We start from the raw sequence: 19,282 nt of genomic DNA, 5'->3' as shown, positions 1-19,282 counted from the left end.
GGGAGAGACACTATGTACTTGACGCCTCAGCACGTATTGCTTGCCGGAGCCACCGGATTGACCGGTGAACACCTGCTCGACCGTTTGCTCAACGAGCCGACGATCACCCGCGTGCTCGCCCCGTCACGCCGGCCGCTGGCCGAACATCCGCACCTGGAAAACCCGGTCGGCGACCCACAGGCGTTTCTGCCGCAACTCAGTGGTCGCGTCGATATCGCCTATTGCTGCCTCGGCACCACCATCAAGCAGGCCGGCTCGGAAGCCGCGTTTCGCGCGGTGGATCTGGACATGGTGGTGGCGTTCGCCAAACGCGCGCGGGAGATGGGCGCACGGCATCTGATCGTGATCAGTGCGCTGGGCGCCGATCCGAAGTCATCGATTTTCTACAACCGGGTCAAAGGCGAAATGGAGCAAGCGCTGCGCGCCCAGGACTGGCCGCAACTGACCATTTGCCGGCCGTCGCTGCTGTTGGGTGAGCGCACGGAGCCACGCCTGGCCGAGCAATTGGCCGGGCCGCTGTCGAAATTGATTCCCGGCAAGTACCGCGGCATCGAAGCCTGCCAACTGGCCCGGGCGATGTGGCGTCTGGCGCTGGAAGAACAGGATGGGGTGCGGGTTATCGAATCGGATGAATTGCGCAAGCTCGGCAAGTAGTTTTGTGGTTTTTGGGCTGGCTTCTTCGCGGGCAAGCCCGCTCCCACATTTGCGCCGCGTATGCCTGTGCGAGCCAGCCTGCTGGCAATGGAGTGCAAAGCACCCCCAAAATCAAAAGATCGCAGCCTTCGGCAGCTCCTACACGGGATTTATGTTCACCCTGTAGGAGCTGCCGAAGGCTGCGATCTTTTGATCCTTACAACCCGCCAGTCGCCTGAAACCCCACACCGATCACGGTGAGTAACGATAACGGCAGCAACAGCGTATCGAGCAACGCACTGGCCGGTAGATCCACCCCCGGATAGCTCGGCGCCTCAGCCCCGAACCGGTCCATCGCACAACACCCGCCATTCATCGCATACAAATCCAGGCGCGTCCCGGAATACACCACCGGCGCGCCCGGTTTTGCGGCATCCAGCGTACGCGCGGTGGCGCAGCCGGCCAGTTGCAGCGCCAGCACGATCGCCAGCAGCTTATTCATCGCTGCTCAAATGATGTTCGCCCCAACGCGGCAGCATGTCCTGAGGAATCCCCAACAGATTGAGAATCCGCGCCACGACGAAATCGATCAGGTCGTCGATGGTCTGTGGCTGGTGATAGAAACCCGGCGAGGCCGGCAGGATGGTCACGCCCATGTTCGACAGCTTGAGCATGTGCTCCAGGTGAATGCTTGAATACGGCGCCTCGCGCGGCACCAGAATCAACTGGCGACGCTCCTTCAACGTGACATCGGCGGCGCGTTCGATCAGGTTGTTGCAGGCGCCCGTGGCAATTGCCGACAAGGTGCCGGTGGAGCACGGCACCACGACCATCGCCGCCGGCGCGCCGGAGCCCGAGGCCACCGGCGACATCCAGTCTTCCTTGCCGTACACACGAATCTGCCCGGCGGCCGCTCCGGTGTACTCGGTGAGGAACGCCTGCATCATCTGCGGTTTGGCCGGCAGCGAGACGTCAGTCTCGGTGGCCATCACCAGTTGCGCGGCCTTGGAGATCAGGAAGTGCACCTCGCGATCTTCCCGCACCAGACAATCGAGCAGGCGCAAACCGTACTGCGCGCCGGACGCGCCGGTCATCGCCAGCGTGATGCGCTCCGGGCCACCGTACTGGGAAGGAGTGTTCATTTCAGCGCCTCGGCGAGTTTGCCATGCAGGCCGCCGAAGCCGCCGTTGCTCATGATCACCACGTGGGTGCCGGGCTGGGCCTGGCTCTTCACGCGCTCGATGATGCCTTCGAGCGAATCGCTGACGATCGACGGCACCGTGCACAACGCGGCGGTGCCGGCCAGATCCCAACCGAGGTTGGCCGGCGCGTACCAGATCACCTGGTCGGCATCGACCACACTGTCCGGCAAGCCATCGCGGTGCGCGCCGAGCTTCATCGAATTGGAGCGCGGCTCGATGATCGCGATCAGCGGCGCATCGCCGATGCGTTTGCGCAGGCCGTCGAGGGTGGTGGCAATGGCGGTCGGGTGGTGGGCGAAGTCGTCATAGATGGTAATACCGCGCACTTCGGCGACTTTCTCCATCCGGCGTTTGACGTTCTTGAACGCGCTCAACCCGGCGATGCCCATCGATGGCACCACACCGACATGCCGCGCCGCCGCCAGAGCAGCCAAGGCGTTGGCGACGTTGTGTTGACCGGTCAGCTCCCATTCGACGGTGCCTTGGGACACGCCGTCGAACATCACTTCGAATGCCGAACCGTCATCCTTGAGCAACTTGACCTGCCACTGACCGCCCACGCCGGTGGTTTGCACCGGGGTCCAGCAGCCCATTTCGATCACGCGCTGCAAAGCCGGTTCGGTGGTCGGATGAATCACCAGACCTTCGCTCGGAATGGTGCGCACCAGGTGATGGAACTGTCGCTCGATCGCTGGCAGATCGGGGAAGATGTCCGCGTGATCGAACTCAAGGTTATTGAGGATCGCGGTACGCGGGCGGTAATGGACGAATTTCGAACGTTTGTCGAAGAACGCGCTGTCGTATTCGTCAGCCTCGATCACGAAGAACGGTGTGCCGCCCAGTCGCGCAGACACCGAGAAATTCTGCGGTACACCGCCGATCAGAAAGCCCGGGCTCATGCCGGCGTGTTCCAGCACCCAGGCGAGCATGCTGCTGGTGGTGGTCTTGCCGTGCGTACCGGCCACCGCCAGCACCCAGCGCCCTTGCAGCACGTGATCCGCCAGCCACTGCGGGCCGGAGACGTACGGCAAGCCTTTGTTCAGCACATATTCCACCGCCGGGTTGCCGCGGGACATGGCGTTGCCGATCACCACCAGATCCGGTGCCGGATCGAGCTGGGCCGGGTCGTAGCCTTGGGTCAGTTGAATGCCCTGGGCCTCAAGCTGCGTGCTCATCGGCGGATAGACGTTGGCGTCGGAGCCGGTCACGTGATGGCCCAGCTCTTTGGCCAGAACCGCCATCGAGCCCATGAAAGTCCCGCAGATACCCAGAATATGAATGTGCATAGTCGACCTCGTAAAACATGGCCGCAGGTTAGCGTAGGGTGGGGAAAATCGCACTCTTTAGCTGATCACCATCACCCACGACCACGATCACTACCCCACCTGTAGGAGCTGACGAGTGCAACGAGGCTGCGATCTTTTGATCCTATAAAGAACAAGATCAAAAGATCGCAGCCTTCGGCAGCTCCTACAGGGGGATTTATCCGGTTCGGGCGATGCCGTGTTTGCGCAGCTTTCTGTAGAGGGTGTTGCGGCTCACACCCAGTTGCTCGGCGGTGTGAGTCATGTGCCAACGGGTCTGCTCCAGCGCAGTGAGCAACGCCAAACGTTCGGCGTCCTCCAGCGGATGCTCGGACTCAGCCGTTTTCAGCTCCAGCGGCGGCCGTACCTGACGAATCATCGCCGGCAAATCCTCCAGCCCGATCCGTCCGTCATCGCACAACGCTGCCAGCGTACGCAGGACATTGCGCAACTGCCGCACGTTGCCCGGCCAGTTGAAGGCCAGCAACGCCTGGCGCGCCGGTTCGTCGATCACGATCACTTCCCCACCCGCCTCTTCGGCCAGCAGGAAATCCAGCAACTGCGACTTGTCGCTACGTTCGCGTAACGCCGGTAGCGCGACCTCCAGGCCATTGAGCCGGTAATACAGATCTTCACGAAAACTGCCGTCTTCGACCCGTTCCAGCAGATTGCGGTGGGTGGCGCTGATGATTCGCACGTTGACCGCTTCCGGCTCGCCACCAATCGGCACCACCTGGCGGTCTTCCAGCACCCGCAACAAACGGGTCTGCAGCGCCAGCGGCATGTCGCCGATTTCATCGAGGAACAACGTGCCGCCATCGGCCTGCTGTAACTTGCCACGCATGCCGTCCTTGCGCGCGCCGGTGAAACTGCCACCGCGATAACCGAACAGTTCGCTCTCGATCAGGCTCTCGGGGATCGCCGCGCAGTTGAGCGCCACAAAGGCTCGGTTAGCGCGCTGGCTGGCGTGATGCACAGCCTTGGCGAAGGCTTCTTTACCGGAACCGGTTTCGCCGTTGACCAGCAGCGGCACGTCGCGTTCGAACACCCGCAGCGCCTTGCGGAAATCCGCTTGCAGCGCCGCGTCACCAAGGCAAATGCCCGCCAGCGGTTGCGGCTTGACCACGACCGCGGCCGGCATGATCGGCGCCGGTTTGCGCGACTCACCGCGCAGCAAGGCAAACAGGTGCCGCCCGTCGCGGGTGCGCAGCGGCCAACTGGCACTGGCATTGGCGCTGGCGCGACTGAGCAGTTCGTCCAGCGAGCAATCGAAAAACGCTTCCACCGGTTTGCCCAACAAGCCACCGCGAATATGCCCCAGCAGGTTCAACGCGCTCTGGTTGACCGCGCTGATCCGCCCTTCCCCGTCAAACGCCAGCAGCCCTTCGCTGAACAAGCCGACGGATTCGGCCTGCAAGTGAAAACGCAGCAACCACTGGTTATCGAAGCAACGCAGGAAATAGCAGCTCTCAATCATTTTCGCCGACAGATTGACCAGCGCCATGGTGTGGAACTGGCTCTGCCGCGAAACGTCGTGGCGCGCCGAGGACACGTCGAGCACCGCGAGCAATTCGCCGTGCGGATCGAACACCGGGCTCGCCGAGCAGGTCAGGCCGGTGTGGCGGCCGCGAAAGTGTTCGTCTTGATGGATGGTCAGCGCCTGGCGCTCGACCAGGCAGGTGCCGATGCCGTTGGTGCCTTCACAGGCCTCGCTCCAGTCGGCGCCGAGCCAGAGGCCGGCACGTTCGAAAATCTTGCGTTCGGCAGGCGCAGTGACGCAGTTGAGGATCACCCCGCGCGCGTCGGTCAGCAGCACCGCATGGCCGGCGCCGGACAGCTGTTGGTGCAGGCTGCTCATTTCATTGCCGGCAATCTGCAACACCTGTTGCAGGCGCTCGCGGCTTTCGAGAACGCGCCCGTGTTCGAGCACGGTGGGCGCCATGGTCAGAGCCGGGTCGAGGTGATAGTCCTCAAGACAGCGCAGCCACGACCGCGCAATCGACGGGTCGGCACCGGGCCCGTGCAGGTGCGGTTTGCCCTGAGTCACGGTGAGCACCTGTTGGGCATGGCGACTCAAATGGTTGTCGTGCATTTCTTATTATTCTCCCCGAAAGGTCGACGCAAACCTCGTGTAGGAGCTGCCGCAGGCTGCGATCTTTTGATCTTGATCTGTGAAAGCAAAATCAAAAGATCGCAGCCTGCGGCAGCTCCTACAGGGTTTCTGTTGGCTGAGGATCCTCCAGGCAGGCCGGCATTGCAATGCTGGCAAGACCGGTCAGTCACAGGCTGTGCCAAAAGCGGTACAAACTGTCACCCCCTCTGTACCGAAACCATCACAGGCGCCGCCCGCCCGTCCGACAGAAAACACGCAAAGCATTGATTTGCCTGCCCTGCGCGGCAGTGGCCCGACCTTTGCTCTACGCTTATAGCAAGCGCACCTGCGCGTTTCTCTAATAAGTACAAAGCCAAGGAGAACATCATCATGCGTTACGCTCACCCCGGTACTGAAGGCGCCAAAGTCTCGTTCAAGAGCAAGTACGGTAACTACATCGGCGGCGAGTTCGTCGCGCCTGTCAAAGGTCAGTACTTCACCAATACCTCGCCAGTGAATGGCCAACCGATTGCCGAATTCCCCCGCTCCACTGCCGAAGACATCGACAAGGCACTGGACGCTGCCCACGCCGCTGCCGACGCGTGGGGCGCGACCTCCGTGCAGGCGCGCTCGCTGATCCTGCTGAAAATCGCCGACCGCATCGAACAGAACCTCGAACTGCTGGCGATCACCGAAACCTGGGACAACGGCAAAGCCATCCGCGAAACCCTCAACGCCGACATTCCGCTGGCTGCCGACCATTTCCGCTACTTCGCCGGGTGCCTGCGCGCCCAGGAAGGCAGCGCGGCCGAAATCGACGGAAACACCGTGGCCTATCACATCCATGAACCACTGGGCGTGGTCGGCCAGATCATCCCGTGGAACTTTCCGCTGCTGATGGCCGCGTGGAAACTCGCCCCGGCCCTGGCCGCTGGTAACTGCGTGGTGCTCAAGCCGGCCGAGCAAACTCCGCTGGGCATCTGCGTGCTGATGGAGCTGATCGGTGACCTGCTGCCACCGGGCGTGCTCAACGTGGTGCAAGGCTTCGGCAAAGAAGCCGGCGAAGCACTGGCCACCAGCAAACGCATCGCCAAGATCGCCTTCACCGGCTCGACCCCGGTCGGCTCGCACATCATGAAATGCGCGGCCGAGAACATCATTCCGTCCACCGTGGAGCTGGGCGGCAAATCGCCGAACATCTTCTTCGAAGACATCATGCAGGCCGAACCGACCTTCATCGAAAAAGCTGCCGAAGGCCTGGTGCTCGCGTTCTTCAACCAGGGCGAAGTGTGCACCTGCCCGTCCCGCGCGCTGGTGCAGGAGTCGATCTACGACGAATTCATGCAAGTGGTGATGAAGAAAGTCCTGCAGATCAAACGCGGCGACCCGCTCGACACCGACACCATGGTTGGCGCGCAGGCGTCCGAGCAGCAATTCGACAAGATCCTGTCGTACCTGGAAATCGCCAAGGGCGAAGGCGCCGAGCTGCTGACCGGTGGCAAGGTGGAAAAACTCGAGGGCAATCTGGCGACCGGCTATTACATCCAGCCGACCCTGCTCAAGGGCACCAACAAGATGCGCGTGTTCCAGGAAGAAATCTTCGGCCCGGTGGTGAGCATCACCACCTTCAAGGACGAAGCCGAAGCCCTGGCAATCGCCAACGACACTGAGTTCGGCCTCGGTGCCGGGCTGTGGACCCGCGACATCAACCGCGCCTACCGCATGGGCCGGGCGATCAAGGCCGGTCGAGTGTGGACCAACTGCTACCACCTGTACCCGGCACACGCCGCGTTCGGCGGGTACAAGAAGTCCGGCGTCGGCCGTGAAACCCACAAGATGATGCTCGACCACTACCAGCAGACCAAAAACCTGCTGGTGAGCTACGACATCAATCCGCTGGGCTTCTTCTAAAACCTGAGGGCGACACAGATGATTCTGTGTCGCCTTATCGACCGCTATCGCGAGCAGGCTCGCTCCTACAATTGCACCGCATTCCTTTTGTAGGAGTGAGCCTGCTCGCGATTGGCGTCCTTTATGACACGACCCCAAGGCTTGGCCGCTCTGGCACGGCCCTTGCGTACCCGTCATTCAGGATTTGCACGTAAAACGCCGCTGCGTGAACAGCCGCCATCCACCCAACCCATTGCACCCGAAAGTCCAACAGATCGAACAATAAAAAACAGAGAGGACTTATGACTTCCACCACACAGCTCAAACCCACACTCGGCACCCTGCACCTCTGGGGCATTGCCGTCGGCCTGGTGATTTCCGGCGAATACTTCGGCTGGAGTTACGGCTGGGGCACCGCGGGCACGCTCGGATTTCTGGTCACGGCGCTGATGGTCGCGACCATGTACACCTGCTTCATTTTCAGTTTCACCGAACTGACCACCGCGATTCCACACGCGGGCGGGCCGTTTGCCTACAGTCGTCGGGCGTTTGGCGAAAAAGGCGGGTTGATTGCCGGTATCGCCACCCTGATCGAATTCGTCTTTGCCCCACCGGCCATCGCCATGGCAATCGGCGCCTACCTCAACGTGCAGTACCCGGAACTTGATCCGAAGATCGCGGCGGTCGGCGCGTACTTTGTGTTCATGACCCTGAACATCCTCGGCGTCAGCATCGCCGCGACCTTTGAACTGGTGGTCACCGTGCTCGCGGTCGCCGAGCTGCTGGTGTTCATGGGCGTGGTCGCGCCGGGCTTCAGCTTCAGCAACTTCGTGCTCAACGGCTGGTCGGGTGCCAACGAATTCACCCTGGGTTCGATCCCCGGAATCTTCGCGGCGATCCCGTTCGCGATCTGGTTCTTCCTCGCCATCGAAGGCGCTGCCATGGCGGCCGAAGAAGCCAAGGACCCGAAGCGCACGATTCCCAAGGCTTACGTCAGCGGCATTCTGACCCTGGTGTTCCTCGCCATCGGTGTGATGGTGATGGCCGGCGGTGTCGGCGACTGGCGCCAGCTGTCGAACATCAACGATCCGCTGCCACAGGCGATGAAAGCAGTGGTCGGCAACAATTCCTCGTGGATGCACATGCTGGTGTGGATCGGCCTGTTCGGCCTGGTGGCGAGTTTCCACGGCATCATCCTCGGCTACTCGCGACAGTTCTTCGCCCTCGCCCGCGCCGGTTACCTGCCGAAAAGCCTGGCCAAGCTGTCGCGCTTCCAGACCCCGCACCGGGCCATTCTGGCCGGCGGCGTGATCGGCATCGCGGCAATTTACAGCGACGGTCTGGTCAATCTGCAAGGCATGACCCTGACCGCAGCGATGATCACCATGTCGGTGTTCGGCGCGATCGTGATGTACATCATCAGCATGCTCAGCCTGTTCAAACTGCGCAAAACCGAACCGAACCTGGAACGCACCTTCCGCGCCCCGGGCTACCCGGTGGTGCCGGCGATTGCGCTGTTCCTGGCGGTGGTGTGCCTGGTGGCGATGGCGTGGTTCAACACGCTGATCGGTTGCGTGTTCCTGGGCTTCATGGCCGCTGGTTATCTGTACTTCCAGCTGACCGCCAAACAACGCGCCGAAGCCCCGGCAGACGCTATGCTCGAAGGGATCTAGTTGCACCGGCACCGGGCCTTTCGCCCAGTGCCGGCATTATTGAAGTGCATGGAGATCCAATGTGGGAGCGAGCCTGCTCGCGAAAGCGGAGTGTCAGTCGACAAATGTTTGAATGTCAGTCCGTATTCGCGAGCAGGCTCGCTCCCACAAAGGTTCAACCCTATGTAAGCAGATTGCAGTAATTATTGGAGGACACCGCCCATGGCCGCATTTGCCCATTCCGTCGGCGCCCAGACCTATCGCTTCGACAGCCTCAAGGACGTCATGGCCAAGGCCAGCCCGGCGCGCTCCGGGGATTTCCTGGCCGGCGTCGCCGCGCTCAATGACGGCGAACGCGTGGCCGCACAAATGGCGCTGGCCGACATCCCGCTCACGCATTTCTTGCAGGAAGCGCTGATTCCCTACGAAACCGATGAAGTCACCCGACTGATCATCGACACCCACGACAAACAGGCCTTTGCCGTGGTCAGCCACCTCACCGTCGGCGGTTTCCGCGACTGGCTGCTCAGCGAGGCGGCCGACGAAACCAGCCTGCGCGCCCTCGCCCCCGGCCTGACCCCGGAAATGGTCGCCGCCGTGTCGAAGATCATGCGCGTGCAGGATCTGGTGCTGGTGGCGCAGAAGATCCGCGTGGTCACACAATTTCGCGGCACCCTCGGCCTGCGCGGCCGCCTGTCGACCCGCTTGCAACCCAACCATCCGACCGACGAGCCGTCCGGCATCGCCGCGAGCATTCTCGACGGCCTGCTCTACGGCAATGGCGACGCGATGATCGGCATCAACCCGGCCACCGACAGCATTGCCTCGATCTGCGCGATGCTGGAAATGCTCGACGCGATCATCCAGCGCTATGACATCCCGACCCAGGCCTGCGTGCTGACCCACGTCACCACCTCGATCGAAGCGATCAACCGTGGCGTGCCGCTGGACCTGGTGTTCCAGTCGATCGCCGGCACCGAAGCGGCCAACGCCAGTTTCGGCATCAACCTGAATGTCTTACAGGAAGGCTACGACGCGGGGCTGAGCCTCAAACGCGGCACTCTTGGGCAAAACCTGATGTATTTCGAGACCGGCCAGGGCAGCGCACTGTCGGCCAACGCCCACCACGGTGTCGACCAGCAGACCTGCGAAACCCGGGCCTACGCTGTGGCACGGCATTTCAAGCCGTTTCTGGTGAATACCGTGGTCGGTTTCATCGGCCCGGAATACCTCTATAACGGCAAACAGATCATCCGCGCCGGCCTCGAGGACCATTTCTGCGGCAAGTTGCTCGGCGTGCCGATGGGGTGCGACATCTGCTACACCAACCATGCCGAGGCCGATCAGGACGACATGGACACCCTGCTGACGTTGCTCGGTGTAGCCGGGATCAACTTCATCATGGGCATCCCCGGCTCCGACGACATCATGCTCAACTACCAGACCACCTCGTTCCACGACGCGCTCTACGCGCGCCAGACCCTGGGCCTGAAACCGGCGCCGGAGTTCGAACAATGGCTGGCGAACATGGGCATCTTCACCCAGGCGGACGGCAAGGTTCGCTTTGGCAACAACCTGCCGCCGGCCTTTCGCCAGGCGCTGGCGCAACTGGGATGAGTGTTATGGAAAAACCGCCTGTCGACCCGCAAAACCCTTGGCTGGAGCTGCGCCGCCTGACCCCGGCGCGCATCGCCCTCGGCCGCACCGGCACCAGCCTGCCGACCAGCGCCCAGCTGGATTTCCAGTTCGCCCACGCCCAGGCGCGGGATGCGGTGCATCTGCCGTTCGATCACGCCGGGCTCAGCGCGCAATTGAGCGAGCGCGGGCGCGAGAGCCTGTTGCTGCACAGCGCGGCAACGGATCGCAACAGCTATCTGCAACGCCCGGATCTGGGGCGCAAACTCAGCGAAGACTCGGCGCAGCGCCTGCGCGATTACGCGCAAGCGCACCCCGGCGAGGTGGATCTGGCGATTGTGGTGGCGGACGGCTTGTCGGCGCTGGCCGTGCATCGGCATACCGTGCCGTTTCTGACTCGCCTGGAGGAGCAGATGAGCGCCGACGGCTGGTCGATTGCACCCGTGGTGCTGGTGGAACAGGGCCGGGTTGCCGTCGGTGATGAAATCGGTCAGTTGCTCGGCGCAAAAATGGTGGTGATGCTGATCGGCGAGCGTCCGGGCCTGAGTTCGCCCGACAGCCTCGGTTTATATTTCACCTACAATCCAAAAATCGGGCTGACCGATGCCTACCGCAATTGCATCTCCAACGTGCGGCTTGAGGGCTTGAGTTACGGTATGGCGGCGCATCGCTTGCTGTATCTGATGCGCGAGGCCTGCCGGCGCCAGTTGTCGGGGGTCAATCTGAAGGACGAAGCACAGGTTCAGACGCTGGAGTCGGACGCCGGGGCGGACATGAAGGGAAACTTCCTACTGGGCCCGTCGACAACCTGAACCGTTTCCGCATTGCGTTTCTGCGCTGCTTTCAGGCAGGATCGATGCACGGCCGCCAGGGTTTCCCATCGCCGTCAGAGCAGTTGAAGACAGCCACTTGAAGACGAGACCTATCATGCGGATTATTCAAGCGACCCTCGAACATCTGGATTTGCTGACCCCGTTGTTCGTCAAATATCGCGAGTTCTACGGTTCCCTGCCTTACCCGGATTCCTCCCGCGCGTTTCTCGAAAAACGCCTGCGCCGCAAGGAGTCGGTGATTTACCTGGCCCTGGCCGACGATGACGACAAGAAGCTGATGGGCTTCTGCCAGCTGTATCCAAGTTTTTCCTCGCTGTCGCTCAAACGCGTGTGGATCCTCAACGACATCTATGTCGCCGAAGACGCCCGCCGGCAGCTGGTGGCCGACAACCTGATCCGCACCGCGAAGAAAATGGCCAAGGAAACCCAGGCCGTACGCATGCGCGTCTCCACCAGCAGCAACAACGAAGTGGCGCAGAAAACCTACGAATCCATCGGCTTCAAGGAAGACACCGAGTTCAAGAACTACGTGTTGCCGATCAGCGACGAGCTCTGAAATCAAAAGATCGCAGCCTGCGGCAGCTCCTACAGGGCAACGCATTCCAAATGTAGGAGCTGCCGAAGGCTGCGATCTTTTTGCTTTTGCTTTTGCCTGACGCTCGACCGAGTGTTACCGCCCTCATCAAGCTCGACGCCCGCCTGACAAATATTCACACCCCGACATCCCCCGCTACAAAACCAACGCGCTTTTCACCTCTCAGACCGTATAATCCCGAGCTTTCCGGCTTGTAAGAAAAACTACACCCCGCTGTAGGCTTACACCCGAATCATCCGCACAGGCCTGCCGAGTCGGGCCGTCACCACAGGTGCCCCCATGGATTTCAACCCGCTCGACCTTATCCTGCATCTCGATGTGTACCTCGATTTGCTGGTCACCAACTACGGGCCGTGGATCTACGCGATTCTGTTCGCTGTCATCTTCTGTGAAACCGGTCTGGTGGTGATGCCGTTCCTGCCGGGCGATTCGTTGCTGTTCATTGCCGGTGCCGTTGCGGCGGGCGGTGGCATGGATCCGGTCCTGTTGGGCGGTCTGTTGATGCTCGCGGCCATCCTCGGCGACAGCACCAACTACGTGATCGGACGAACAGCCGGGGAAAAACTCTTCAGTAACCCGAATTCGAAAATCTTCCGTCGCGACTACCTGCAGAAAACCCACGACTTCTACGACAAGCACGGCGGTAAAACCGTGACCCTGGCGCGATTCCTGCCGATCATCCGCACGTTTGCCCCGTTCGTCGCCGGCGTCGGGAAAATGCCGTATCCGCGCTTCTTCGCGTTCAGCGTGTTCGGCACCATCCTCTGGGTCGGCGGTCTGGTGACCCTGGGTTACTTCTTCGGCAACGTGCCGTTCATCAAGAAGAACCTGTCGCTGCTGGTCGTCGGCATCATCCTGCTGTCGCTGATCCCGATGATCATCGGTGTGGTGCGCAGCCGTTTCGGCGGCGCCAAAGCCGAAACCCACTGATCCGATGTGGTCACTGAGCGCCTGGCGTCGCCGGCGCATCCTGGCCAGGCACCCGATTGCCGACGACCTGTGGCAACGGGTGCGCCACCACCTGAGCTTCCTTGACGGCATCACTGCCGCCGAGGACCAGTGGCTGCGTGAAGCCTGCGTGTTGTTTCTCGAAGACAAACACCTGACCGCCCTGCCCGGCGTCGAACTGCATCAGGAGCAACGCCTCCTGCTCGCCGCGCAGGCCCAGTTGCCGCTGCTCAATCTCGGCGATCTGAACTGGTATCAGGGCTTTCACGAAATCATCCTCTACCCCGACGACTTCCTCAGCCCGCAACGCCATCGCGATGCCAGCGGGGTCGAACACGAGTGGGACGGCGAGCACAGCGGCGAGGCCTGGCAACAGGGTCCGGTGATCCTCGCCTGGCCCGGGGTAATGGCAAGTGGTGGCTGGGAAGGCTACAACCTGGTGATCCACGAGCTGGCGCACAAGCTCGACATGCTCAACGGCGACGCCAACGGCCTGCCGCCGCTGCACGCCGACATGCGCGTCAGCGACTGGGCCGAGGTCATGCAACACGCCTACGACGACCTCAACCACCAGCTCGACCGCCACCCCGACGTCGAAACCGCCATTGACCCGTACGCGGCCGAAAACCCTGCCGAGTTCTTTGCAGTCACCAGCGAATACTTCTTCAGCGCCCCGGATCTGCTGCACGAGGCTTATCCACAGGTCTACTTGCAACTGAAGCTTTTCTACCGGCAGGATCCGTTGGGCCGGCTGCGGCAACTTCAGGCCACAGACCCGGTCTATCAGGCGCACGACTAAGCGCTGCACGACTTCTGGTACGTGGCGTCGGCGTAGGAATGTGCCTATAATCGCCGCCACTTTTTGGTCAATCCGGCCAAGTGTTTTTGGTCAAACTACGGGGGCAACGCCCAATGAGCTACAGCAAGATTCCGGCTGGCAAAGACCTGCCGAACGACATCTACGTCGCGATCGAGATCCCGGCCAACCACGCGCCGATCAAATACGAAATCGACAAAGACAGCGATTGCCTGTTCGTTGACCGTTTCATGGCCACCCCAATGTTCTACCCGGCCAACTACGGTTACATCCCGAACACTCTGGCTGACGACGGTGATCCCCTCGACGTGCTGGTTGTGACCCCTTACCCGGTTGCTCCAGGCTCGGTGATCCGCGCACGTCCAGTCGGCATCCTGAACATGACCGACGACGGCGGCGGCGATGCCAAAGTCATCGCAGTCCCACACGACAAGCTGTCCCAGCTGTACGTCGACGTGAAGGAATACACCGACCTGCCACCACTGCTGATCCAGCAGATCGAGCACTTCTTTGCGAACTACAAAGATCTCGAAAAAGGCAAATGGGTCAAGATCGAAGGCTGGGACGGCGCTGACGCCGCTCGTGCTGCGATCACCAAGTCGGTTGCCGCCTACAAGGGCTAAGCACCTGCTGGCTGCATGACGCTTGAAGAAAACCCCGGTTGATCCGGGGTTTTTTGTGCCTGGGAAAAGTCGTCTTAAACAACGTGTTTATGGCGGACTACATAAAAGTTTTAAGGTGTGTAATTTCCCACAAGCACGTCTTACATCCGGTCGCAAAATACAGAGCTTTTTTGAACACCCAGTTTATTCAAACCGCTCTAGCACGGCCGTAGACTCGGTGTTTATGAGAAAGAACACTAGCGGTCCAAGATTCAAGGCACTCCTGGAAGCAGCGAACATCACCACCACGGGATTCGCAAAGTTCTGGGGCACGGAAGCCCAAAACATTCATAACTGGTACACCCGGGGCGTACCCGCGTATCGCATGGAAGAGGTCTCGCGCCTGTTGTCGGTCAACAGCGAGTGGCTGAAAACCGGCGAAGGCACCAAAGAGTCTCCGCGCCTGCAAACACCCGCCAGCAACGGCGACACTTTCGATGCCGAGGCCATCCGCGGCGTCTACACGGTCATCGATCCCAAGGACATCGAATTGCCGTTTTTCAAGGAAACACCGATCACCAACGGCGCCGGCAAAACCCACGTCATCCTCGACCCCGAACAAACCATCCGCCTGCCCCGCGCCCACCTCGACCAACTGGAAATCCGCCACACCGACGCCATCTGCGCGCACATGATCGGCAACAGCATGGGCGAACGCATCGAAGACGGCTCCATCGTCGGCATCGACCGCGGCCTGACCCAGGTCGTCGACGGCGAAATCTACGCCATCGAACACGACGGCATGCTACGCATCAAATACCTGCACCGCATGCCCGGCAACGCCCTGCGCCTGCGCAGCCACAACAGCGCCGAACACCCGGACGAAATCTTCCGCGCGGCGCAGATCGATGAGCAGCGGATACACATTCTGGGCTGGGTATTCTGGTGGTCGACCCTGGGCAAACGCCGACCGGTGGTGCCGTTTCTCTGATCGGATACGGATCTTCAACCCTGCACCAAACCCTGTGGGAGCGAGCCTGCTCGCGAAGAGGCCCCGAAAATCAGTACAAATTACAAATATCGACCACCGCAGCGGCTCTATTCCGCAGTTGAGGCTGGGAATCCCCCACAAAACTCAGTATCCTGCGCCCCACATTTGCGCATCCCCCGCTCCCGCGGCCCAGATGACGCCCGACGCGGCAGACCAACGTCTGACCAAGTCCCACAGCCGGACGCAGATCCGGGTGTACGTTTTGAAGGCTGGCGCGGTTTACCAAAAATAAACCAAGCCAGTCCCCGAGAAGCCGGCCACAAGCCGGCTTTTTAATGCCCGCCTGAAAGCACATTTATCTCGACGAGCTCGACCCAATACTTGCCCCCCAGTGGCAAATCCCGATGGGTATCGCGAATCCCGTGAGCGGCCGCTGGCCAACCACGGCGGCATGATGCAGCTGAGTCTTTCGGCAAATTAACCGGACAATGCCCGCCCTTCAGGCATTGCAATAAGCCATTAGCACATCCGCCCTAATTGCCCCGCGCCCACCCTCACCACTAAATTTCCATTCTGTTTTTGTGCATTACAAAAGCGCCAAGGAATGGAGCAGCACCATGTCGTCGTTTTTAAAACTCAAACAATCCGTTGTTCTACTGACCGCACTCCTGACCGCTACCACTTCAGCCTTGGCAGAGGAGCAGAAGCTCGTTGGTGACTGGTGGATCATTTACGGCAATGGCATACCCCAAAAAAACATCATGTATATCGCCGACAGCACTTCGGTCGTGCCGTCGAAGCATACCAAGGGGGCCAAGTTGGTCGCCGTGACGTTGGTGTATGAAGAGCCCGGCAAACCGATGATCGATGCCTACAACCTCGAAGTTCAGTGTTCAACGAACAAGGTCCGAATTCTCAACGGCCAGTCCGTAGATCGCATCGCCTACATGATGCGCAACCTGAAAGTTAATGACCAATGGCAGCAGCCGAAGGAGTTCTGGGTGCAGCGCGCCAGCGAGTTTGTTTGCTCACCCAATAAAAAGGACATGATCGCGCTGGGCAAGATGGAGTATCTGCAGATGATTCAGGGCTTGCAGCAGATGTTCTTCAAGCTCGCGCCGATTCAGGAAAAAGGCCAGATGATGGATAACCTCGACTCCATCTTGGGCAACAAGTAAATGGCGGGAATCACGATGAACCAATGGACTAAAACGTTATTGGCGCTGCTAATAACGCCCGCCGTTTTACTGATCAATGGCTGCCACTTGATTGCACAGTCGCGCTGGGAAGGACGCGATGTTCAGGAAGCGCTCGATCTGTTCGGCAAACCCGACTCGATGAAAAAACAAACCGCTGCCAACGGTGAGAATCTGGCTGTGCTCACCTGGTATAAATCGTCCAGCTGGACCACCACAGAAGCGGCCGGTACTTCAATGAATCACACCGGCAACGGCATGGTGTACACCGAGTACTACGAGACCGTCGGCCACAGCTCGGATTGCAAACTGGAAGCTACCGTCAACAAGGCGAAAAAGATCGTGCTGTTCAGGATCGAGGACGGAAAGATCATTCACGGCAAGTGCATCAACGTGCCGTTCGTGCCCGGTTATATTCCGCCCGGTTTCTAGTGCAACCCTGAGCAGGTCCCTGCTCAGGGATAACTGAACGACTTCACCAACGTCAACTCACCCACCGCCCGCATCGGCACCACAAACGTCTCCATCTTCTCGCTCGGCGTGCCTTCCTCAGTAATCACCGTCACCTGCGCCGTGGTCAGCGGCTTCACCGCTTCTTCCCCACCTTCGTCATCCCCACGATAGCCACCGCCGAAGTAGTTCACGTACACCAGATACTGGCCCTTGATCGGCGCCGGCATGGCGAAGATTTCCGGGCCATAGCCGGTGGTGACGTCGACGTCGAGCGCTGCGCCGTTGGGCGCGATGCGGTCGCCGTACCAGATGTGGGCGCCGTCGGGGGTGATCAGGTGCAGGTCGAGGTCGGTGCCGTCGCTGTCCCACGACAGCAGCACGCGCAGTTTGGCCGGGGTGGCGCCGCCGCTGGCGTTGAGGAACTGCGTGCGGTGGCGTTGCTGACCGTCGGGGCTGCGCACTTCGACGCTGTTGCTGCCGTTGGGGAAGGAGAACGGGCGATCGAAGCGACCGCTGTCGTCGATTTTCAGCGGCATGCTGACGCCGTTGACGATCAGCCGACCGGGTTCCTTGCTCTTGGGGGTGGCTTTGATTTCGCCGCTGATGCGCGCGGTGTTGGCCTGGCCGACCGGGGTGTTGACCGAGGAGGCCGGGTAGTTGACAGTCTGACGGAAGTTTTCGCCTTCGCCCTCGGGCGCGCCGGTGCGCCAGCCACCGACCGGGGTGTCGAGTTTGACGCTGTCGGCGGCCATTGCCATCGGCAATGCATTGAACGCGCAGAGCAACAGCAAGACCTGTGGATAACGGAGTGTCATGGTCTATTCCAGCAAGAGGTGACGGGCGAGCCCTTCAATGTAGGTTTCATCCTGGCCGTTGGGATGAGCTTCAAAGGCCAGGTGCAGATATTCGTGAGTCAGGTCGAGGCGATCCTGCAGGGTCAGCACGCCGCGCACGTAAATGCGCTGCCGCTCGCGGTCGACGAACGGGCGGCCGAACGCCAGTTTGCACACGGCGAAGGTGCTGACTTCGTTGTAGCCGGTTTCGCTTTCCAGCGTCGGACGCCAGCCGCGACGCTGCTTTTGCAGCCAGTCCTGGGCGGCGGGCAGCGCTTCGCAGGAAGCGACCGGGTTGTCCCAGCGGCTGAGGCTGGCGCGCGGATAGGCGTGCAGCAGAATCGCGTCGTAACGCTGACCGGCGTTGGCTTGCTCGACCGCTTGTTGCCAGGCGAGTTTGTCCGGGCCGGGCTGATCGGAGTGATAGGTGACGGTGCTGCCGGCCAACACCAGATCGGCGGTCCATGCGGCGATGTTGCGCGACTCGGTCGAAGCAGGACGTGGGGCGACGCGCTGGCGAGTGCTGCTGTCGTCGATGCTCAGGCAATCGCCGTTGCGCGTGGCGTTTTGCAGCAGATAAGTGCGGATCGCCACGGCCAGAGCTTTGGCGGCTTCGGCCGGCTCGGGTTTGGCTTCGCGCTCCAGCACCCGGGCGACGTATTCTTCGCGATCCAGTCTGGCGACGAGTTTGTCGTTGAGCAGAAACAGTTCGCCGGCGCTGTGGATATCCAGCGCATTGCCGTTGGCGAATTCGACGCGGTAGTCACCCTGTAACGGGCCGGAAGTTACGACCCGGTCACCCGCCAGCACGCGGGTGACGGGATAGCGCGAGAACAGCCCGACCTCGACGCAGCGCCCCGCCTCCGCCGGCCATGCCGCTGGCAGCACAGTCGCCAACGCTTGGCCGTAATGCCGCAGAACCATCTGACTGGTGCCACGTCCACCGGCCCAGATCGGCGAGCCGTCCGCCGTCCAACCGGCGAAACCACCCTGGCGCGATTGCGGATCCTGATCGCCAAGCCAGCTCCAGGTCTTCACCCGCAAGCGACCACCGAGTTCGCCGACGACATTGCCGTCCGCCGCATTCAACACGACGTCGAGCAACACGCGGCGCATCGGTTCCTGCGCCGGCAGCACAGACAAAACGCCCAATAACTCAGCCACCGAAACCCTTGTGGCCGGTTGCACAGAGGGCAAATCCAGCAGCCACGACGGCGCCTGCCGCGCCTGCCAATACGTGCGCCAATCGGCAGAAGAAATGCCCAGTCGCGCCGGTTCAAAGTACAGCCCGCAGGATTTGACCAACGCCTGATCACGCTCGATCTTGCCCCCCGCCGAGCAGCAATAGACTTCTTCCTTGGACTGTCCGCGACATTCATACGCCGGCTCGCGCGCACCGGTATCGACCAGCCACGCGTAGACAAACAGCTTCCAAAGACTGCCCAGCGGCGTATCCAGCGTCGACGGCAAGGGCTCGCGGGCAATCAGTTGTGTGTGATTCAACGACAGCAACTCACCCTTGTACGCCACGCGCAGTGGCTCATCCTGCGCCGTCGCCAGCGCAGGAATCACACACATCAGCAGCCACAGCAGCGGCCGGCTCATG

General features: G+C 61.1%; 18 protein-coding genes. 12 read left to right on the top strand and 6 right to left on the bottom strand.

Annotated features, from left to right (window positions below; translation table 11 throughout):
• Positions 1 to 12: 12 nt before the first annotated feature.
• Positions 13 to 654 carry an oxidoreductase gene (locus tag HBN98_RS25995; protein WP_064589409.1) on the top strand — a complete coding sequence of 214 codons (642 nt, stop codon included), beginning with the start codon at positions 13 to 15 and terminating at the stop codon, positions 652 to 654.
• A 196-nt stretch (positions 655 to 850) separates the two neighbouring features.
• On the opposite strand, the gene HBN98_RS25990 is transcribed toward HBN98_RS25995, so the two are convergent.
• The 4 genes from HBN98_RS25990 to HBN98_RS25975 form a co-directional block, all read right to left on the bottom strand.
• Positions 851 to 1,135 (bottom strand): YceK/YidQ family lipoprotein, encoded by a 285-nt coding sequence (locus HBN98_RS25990; RefSeq protein ID WP_047602534.1) that lies wholly within the window; start codon positions 1,133 to 1,135, stop codon positions 851 to 853.
• Positions 1,128 to 1,775 carry a flavin prenyltransferase UbiX gene (gene ubiX, locus HBN98_RS25985; RefSeq protein WP_064589411.1) on the bottom strand — a complete coding sequence of 216 codons (648 nt, stop codon included), beginning with the start codon at positions 1,773 to 1,775 and terminating at the stop codon, positions 1,128 to 1,130. Before ubiX ends, HBN98_RS25990 begins: the two co-directional genes overlap by 8 nt.
• Positions 1,772 to 3,121, bottom strand: coding sequence for a UDP-N-acetylmuramate:L-alanyl-gamma-D-glutamyl-meso-diaminopimelate ligase (gene mpl / locus HBN98_RS25980; RefSeq protein ID WP_083367814.1), 1,350 nt, complete (start codon positions 3,119 to 3,121; stop codon positions 1,772 to 1,774). Before mpl ends, ubiX begins: the two co-directional genes overlap by 4 nt.
• Before the next feature lie 196 nt (positions 3,122 to 3,317).
• Positions 3,318 to 5,231: a sigma-54-dependent Fis family transcriptional regulator gene (locus tag HBN98_RS25975; RefSeq protein ID WP_083367813.1), complete on the bottom strand. Its 1,914-nt coding sequence runs from the start codon at positions 5,229 to 5,231 to the stop codon at positions 3,318 to 3,320.
• Positions 5,232 to 5,621: 390 nt separating this feature from the next.
• On the opposite strand from HBN98_RS25975, the gene exaC reads away from it, so the two are divergent.
• The 11 genes from exaC (at position 5,622) to HBN98_RS25920 (ending at position 16,822) form a co-directional block, all read left to right on the top strand.
• Complete coding sequence (gene exaC / locus HBN98_RS25970) at positions 5,622 to 7,142, top strand: acetaldehyde dehydrogenase ExaC (protein WP_025108675.1); 1,521 nt, start codon at positions 5,622 to 5,624, stop codon at positions 7,140 to 7,142.
• Positions 7,143 to 7,423: 281 nt separating this feature from the next.
• Positions 7,424 to 8,794 (top strand): ethanolamine permease, encoded by a 1,371-nt coding sequence (gene eat / locus HBN98_RS25965; RefSeq protein ID WP_064589414.1) that lies wholly within the window; start codon positions 7,424 to 7,426, stop codon positions 8,792 to 8,794.
• Positions 8,795 to 8,995: 201 nt separating this feature from the next.
• Complete coding sequence (locus HBN98_RS25960) at positions 8,996 to 10,390, top strand: ethanolamine ammonia-lyase subunit EutB (protein ID WP_083367812.1); 1,395 nt, start codon at positions 8,996 to 8,998, stop codon at positions 10,388 to 10,390.
• A gap of 5 nt (positions 10,391 to 10,395) precedes the next feature.
• Positions 10,396 to 11,220 (top strand): ethanolamine ammonia-lyase subunit EutC, encoded by an 825-nt coding sequence (gene eutC / locus HBN98_RS25955; protein ID WP_083367811.1) that lies wholly within the window; start codon positions 10,396 to 10,398, stop codon positions 11,218 to 11,220.
• A gap of 115 nt (positions 11,221 to 11,335) precedes the next feature.
• Positions 11,336 to 11,797, top strand: coding sequence for a GNAT family N-acetyltransferase (locus HBN98_RS25950; protein ID WP_003228592.1), 462 nt, complete (start codon positions 11,336 to 11,338; stop codon positions 11,795 to 11,797).
• A 318-nt stretch (positions 11,798 to 12,115) separates the two neighbouring features.
• Positions 12,116 to 12,766 (top strand): DedA family protein, encoded by a 651-nt coding sequence (locus HBN98_RS25945; RefSeq protein ID WP_007968152.1) that lies wholly within the window; start codon positions 12,116 to 12,118, stop codon positions 12,764 to 12,766.
• Positions 12,767 to 12,770: 4 nt separating this feature from the next.
• On the top strand, positions 12,771 to 13,583 hold the full coding sequence (locus HBN98_RS25940) for a M90 family metallopeptidase (RefSeq protein ID WP_064589417.1): 813 nt from the start codon (positions 12,771 to 12,773) through the stop codon (positions 13,581 to 13,583).
• A 113-nt stretch (positions 13,584 to 13,696) separates the two neighbouring features.
• Entirely contained in the window at positions 13,697 to 14,224 is a 528-nt protein-coding gene (ppa, locus tag HBN98_RS25935) for an inorganic diphosphatase (protein ID WP_003228599.1), read from the top strand.
• A 223-nt stretch (positions 14,225 to 14,447) separates the two neighbouring features.
• Positions 14,448 to 15,194, top strand: a complete 747-nt coding sequence (locus tag HBN98_RS25930) for a S24 family peptidase (RefSeq protein WP_083367810.1) — start codon at positions 14,448 to 14,450, stop codon at positions 15,192 to 15,194.
• A gap of 617 nt (positions 15,195 to 15,811) precedes the next feature.
• Positions 15,812 to 16,372, top strand: coding sequence for a hypothetical protein (locus HBN98_RS25925; protein WP_083367809.1), 561 nt, complete (start codon positions 15,812 to 15,814; stop codon positions 16,370 to 16,372).
• Between the two features lie 15 nt (positions 16,373 to 16,387).
• The gene (locus HBN98_RS25920) at positions 16,388 to 16,822 is read left to right on the top strand and encodes a hypothetical protein (protein WP_083367808.1); all 435 of its coding nucleotides are present in this window, start codon (positions 16,388 to 16,390) and stop codon (positions 16,820 to 16,822) included.
• 23 nt (positions 16,823 to 16,845) lie between these two features.
• On the opposite strand, the gene HBN98_RS25915 is transcribed toward HBN98_RS25920, so the two are convergent.
• Together HBN98_RS25915 and HBN98_RS25910 are read right to left on the bottom strand one after the other, a co-directional pair.
• Positions 16,846 to 17,658: a YfaP family protein gene (locus HBN98_RS25915; RefSeq protein ID WP_083367807.1), complete on the bottom strand. Its 813-nt coding sequence runs from the start codon at positions 17,656 to 17,658 to the stop codon at positions 16,846 to 16,848.
• A 3-nt stretch (positions 17,659 to 17,661) separates the two neighbouring features.
• Entirely contained in the window at positions 17,662 to 19,281 is a 1,620-nt protein-coding gene (locus tag HBN98_RS25910) for a DUF2300 domain-containing protein (RefSeq protein ID WP_083367806.1), read from the bottom strand.
• Between the last annotated feature and the right edge of the window lies 1 nt (position 19,282).

The organism is Pseudomonas koreensis (assembly GCF_012986595.1).
In the GTDB taxonomy this organism is placed as follows: domain Bacteria; phylum Pseudomonadota; class Gammaproteobacteria; order Pseudomonadales; family Pseudomonadaceae; genus Aquipseudomonas; species Aquipseudomonas koreensis.
This window is presented reverse-complemented; position numbering and strand designations above follow the sequence as displayed.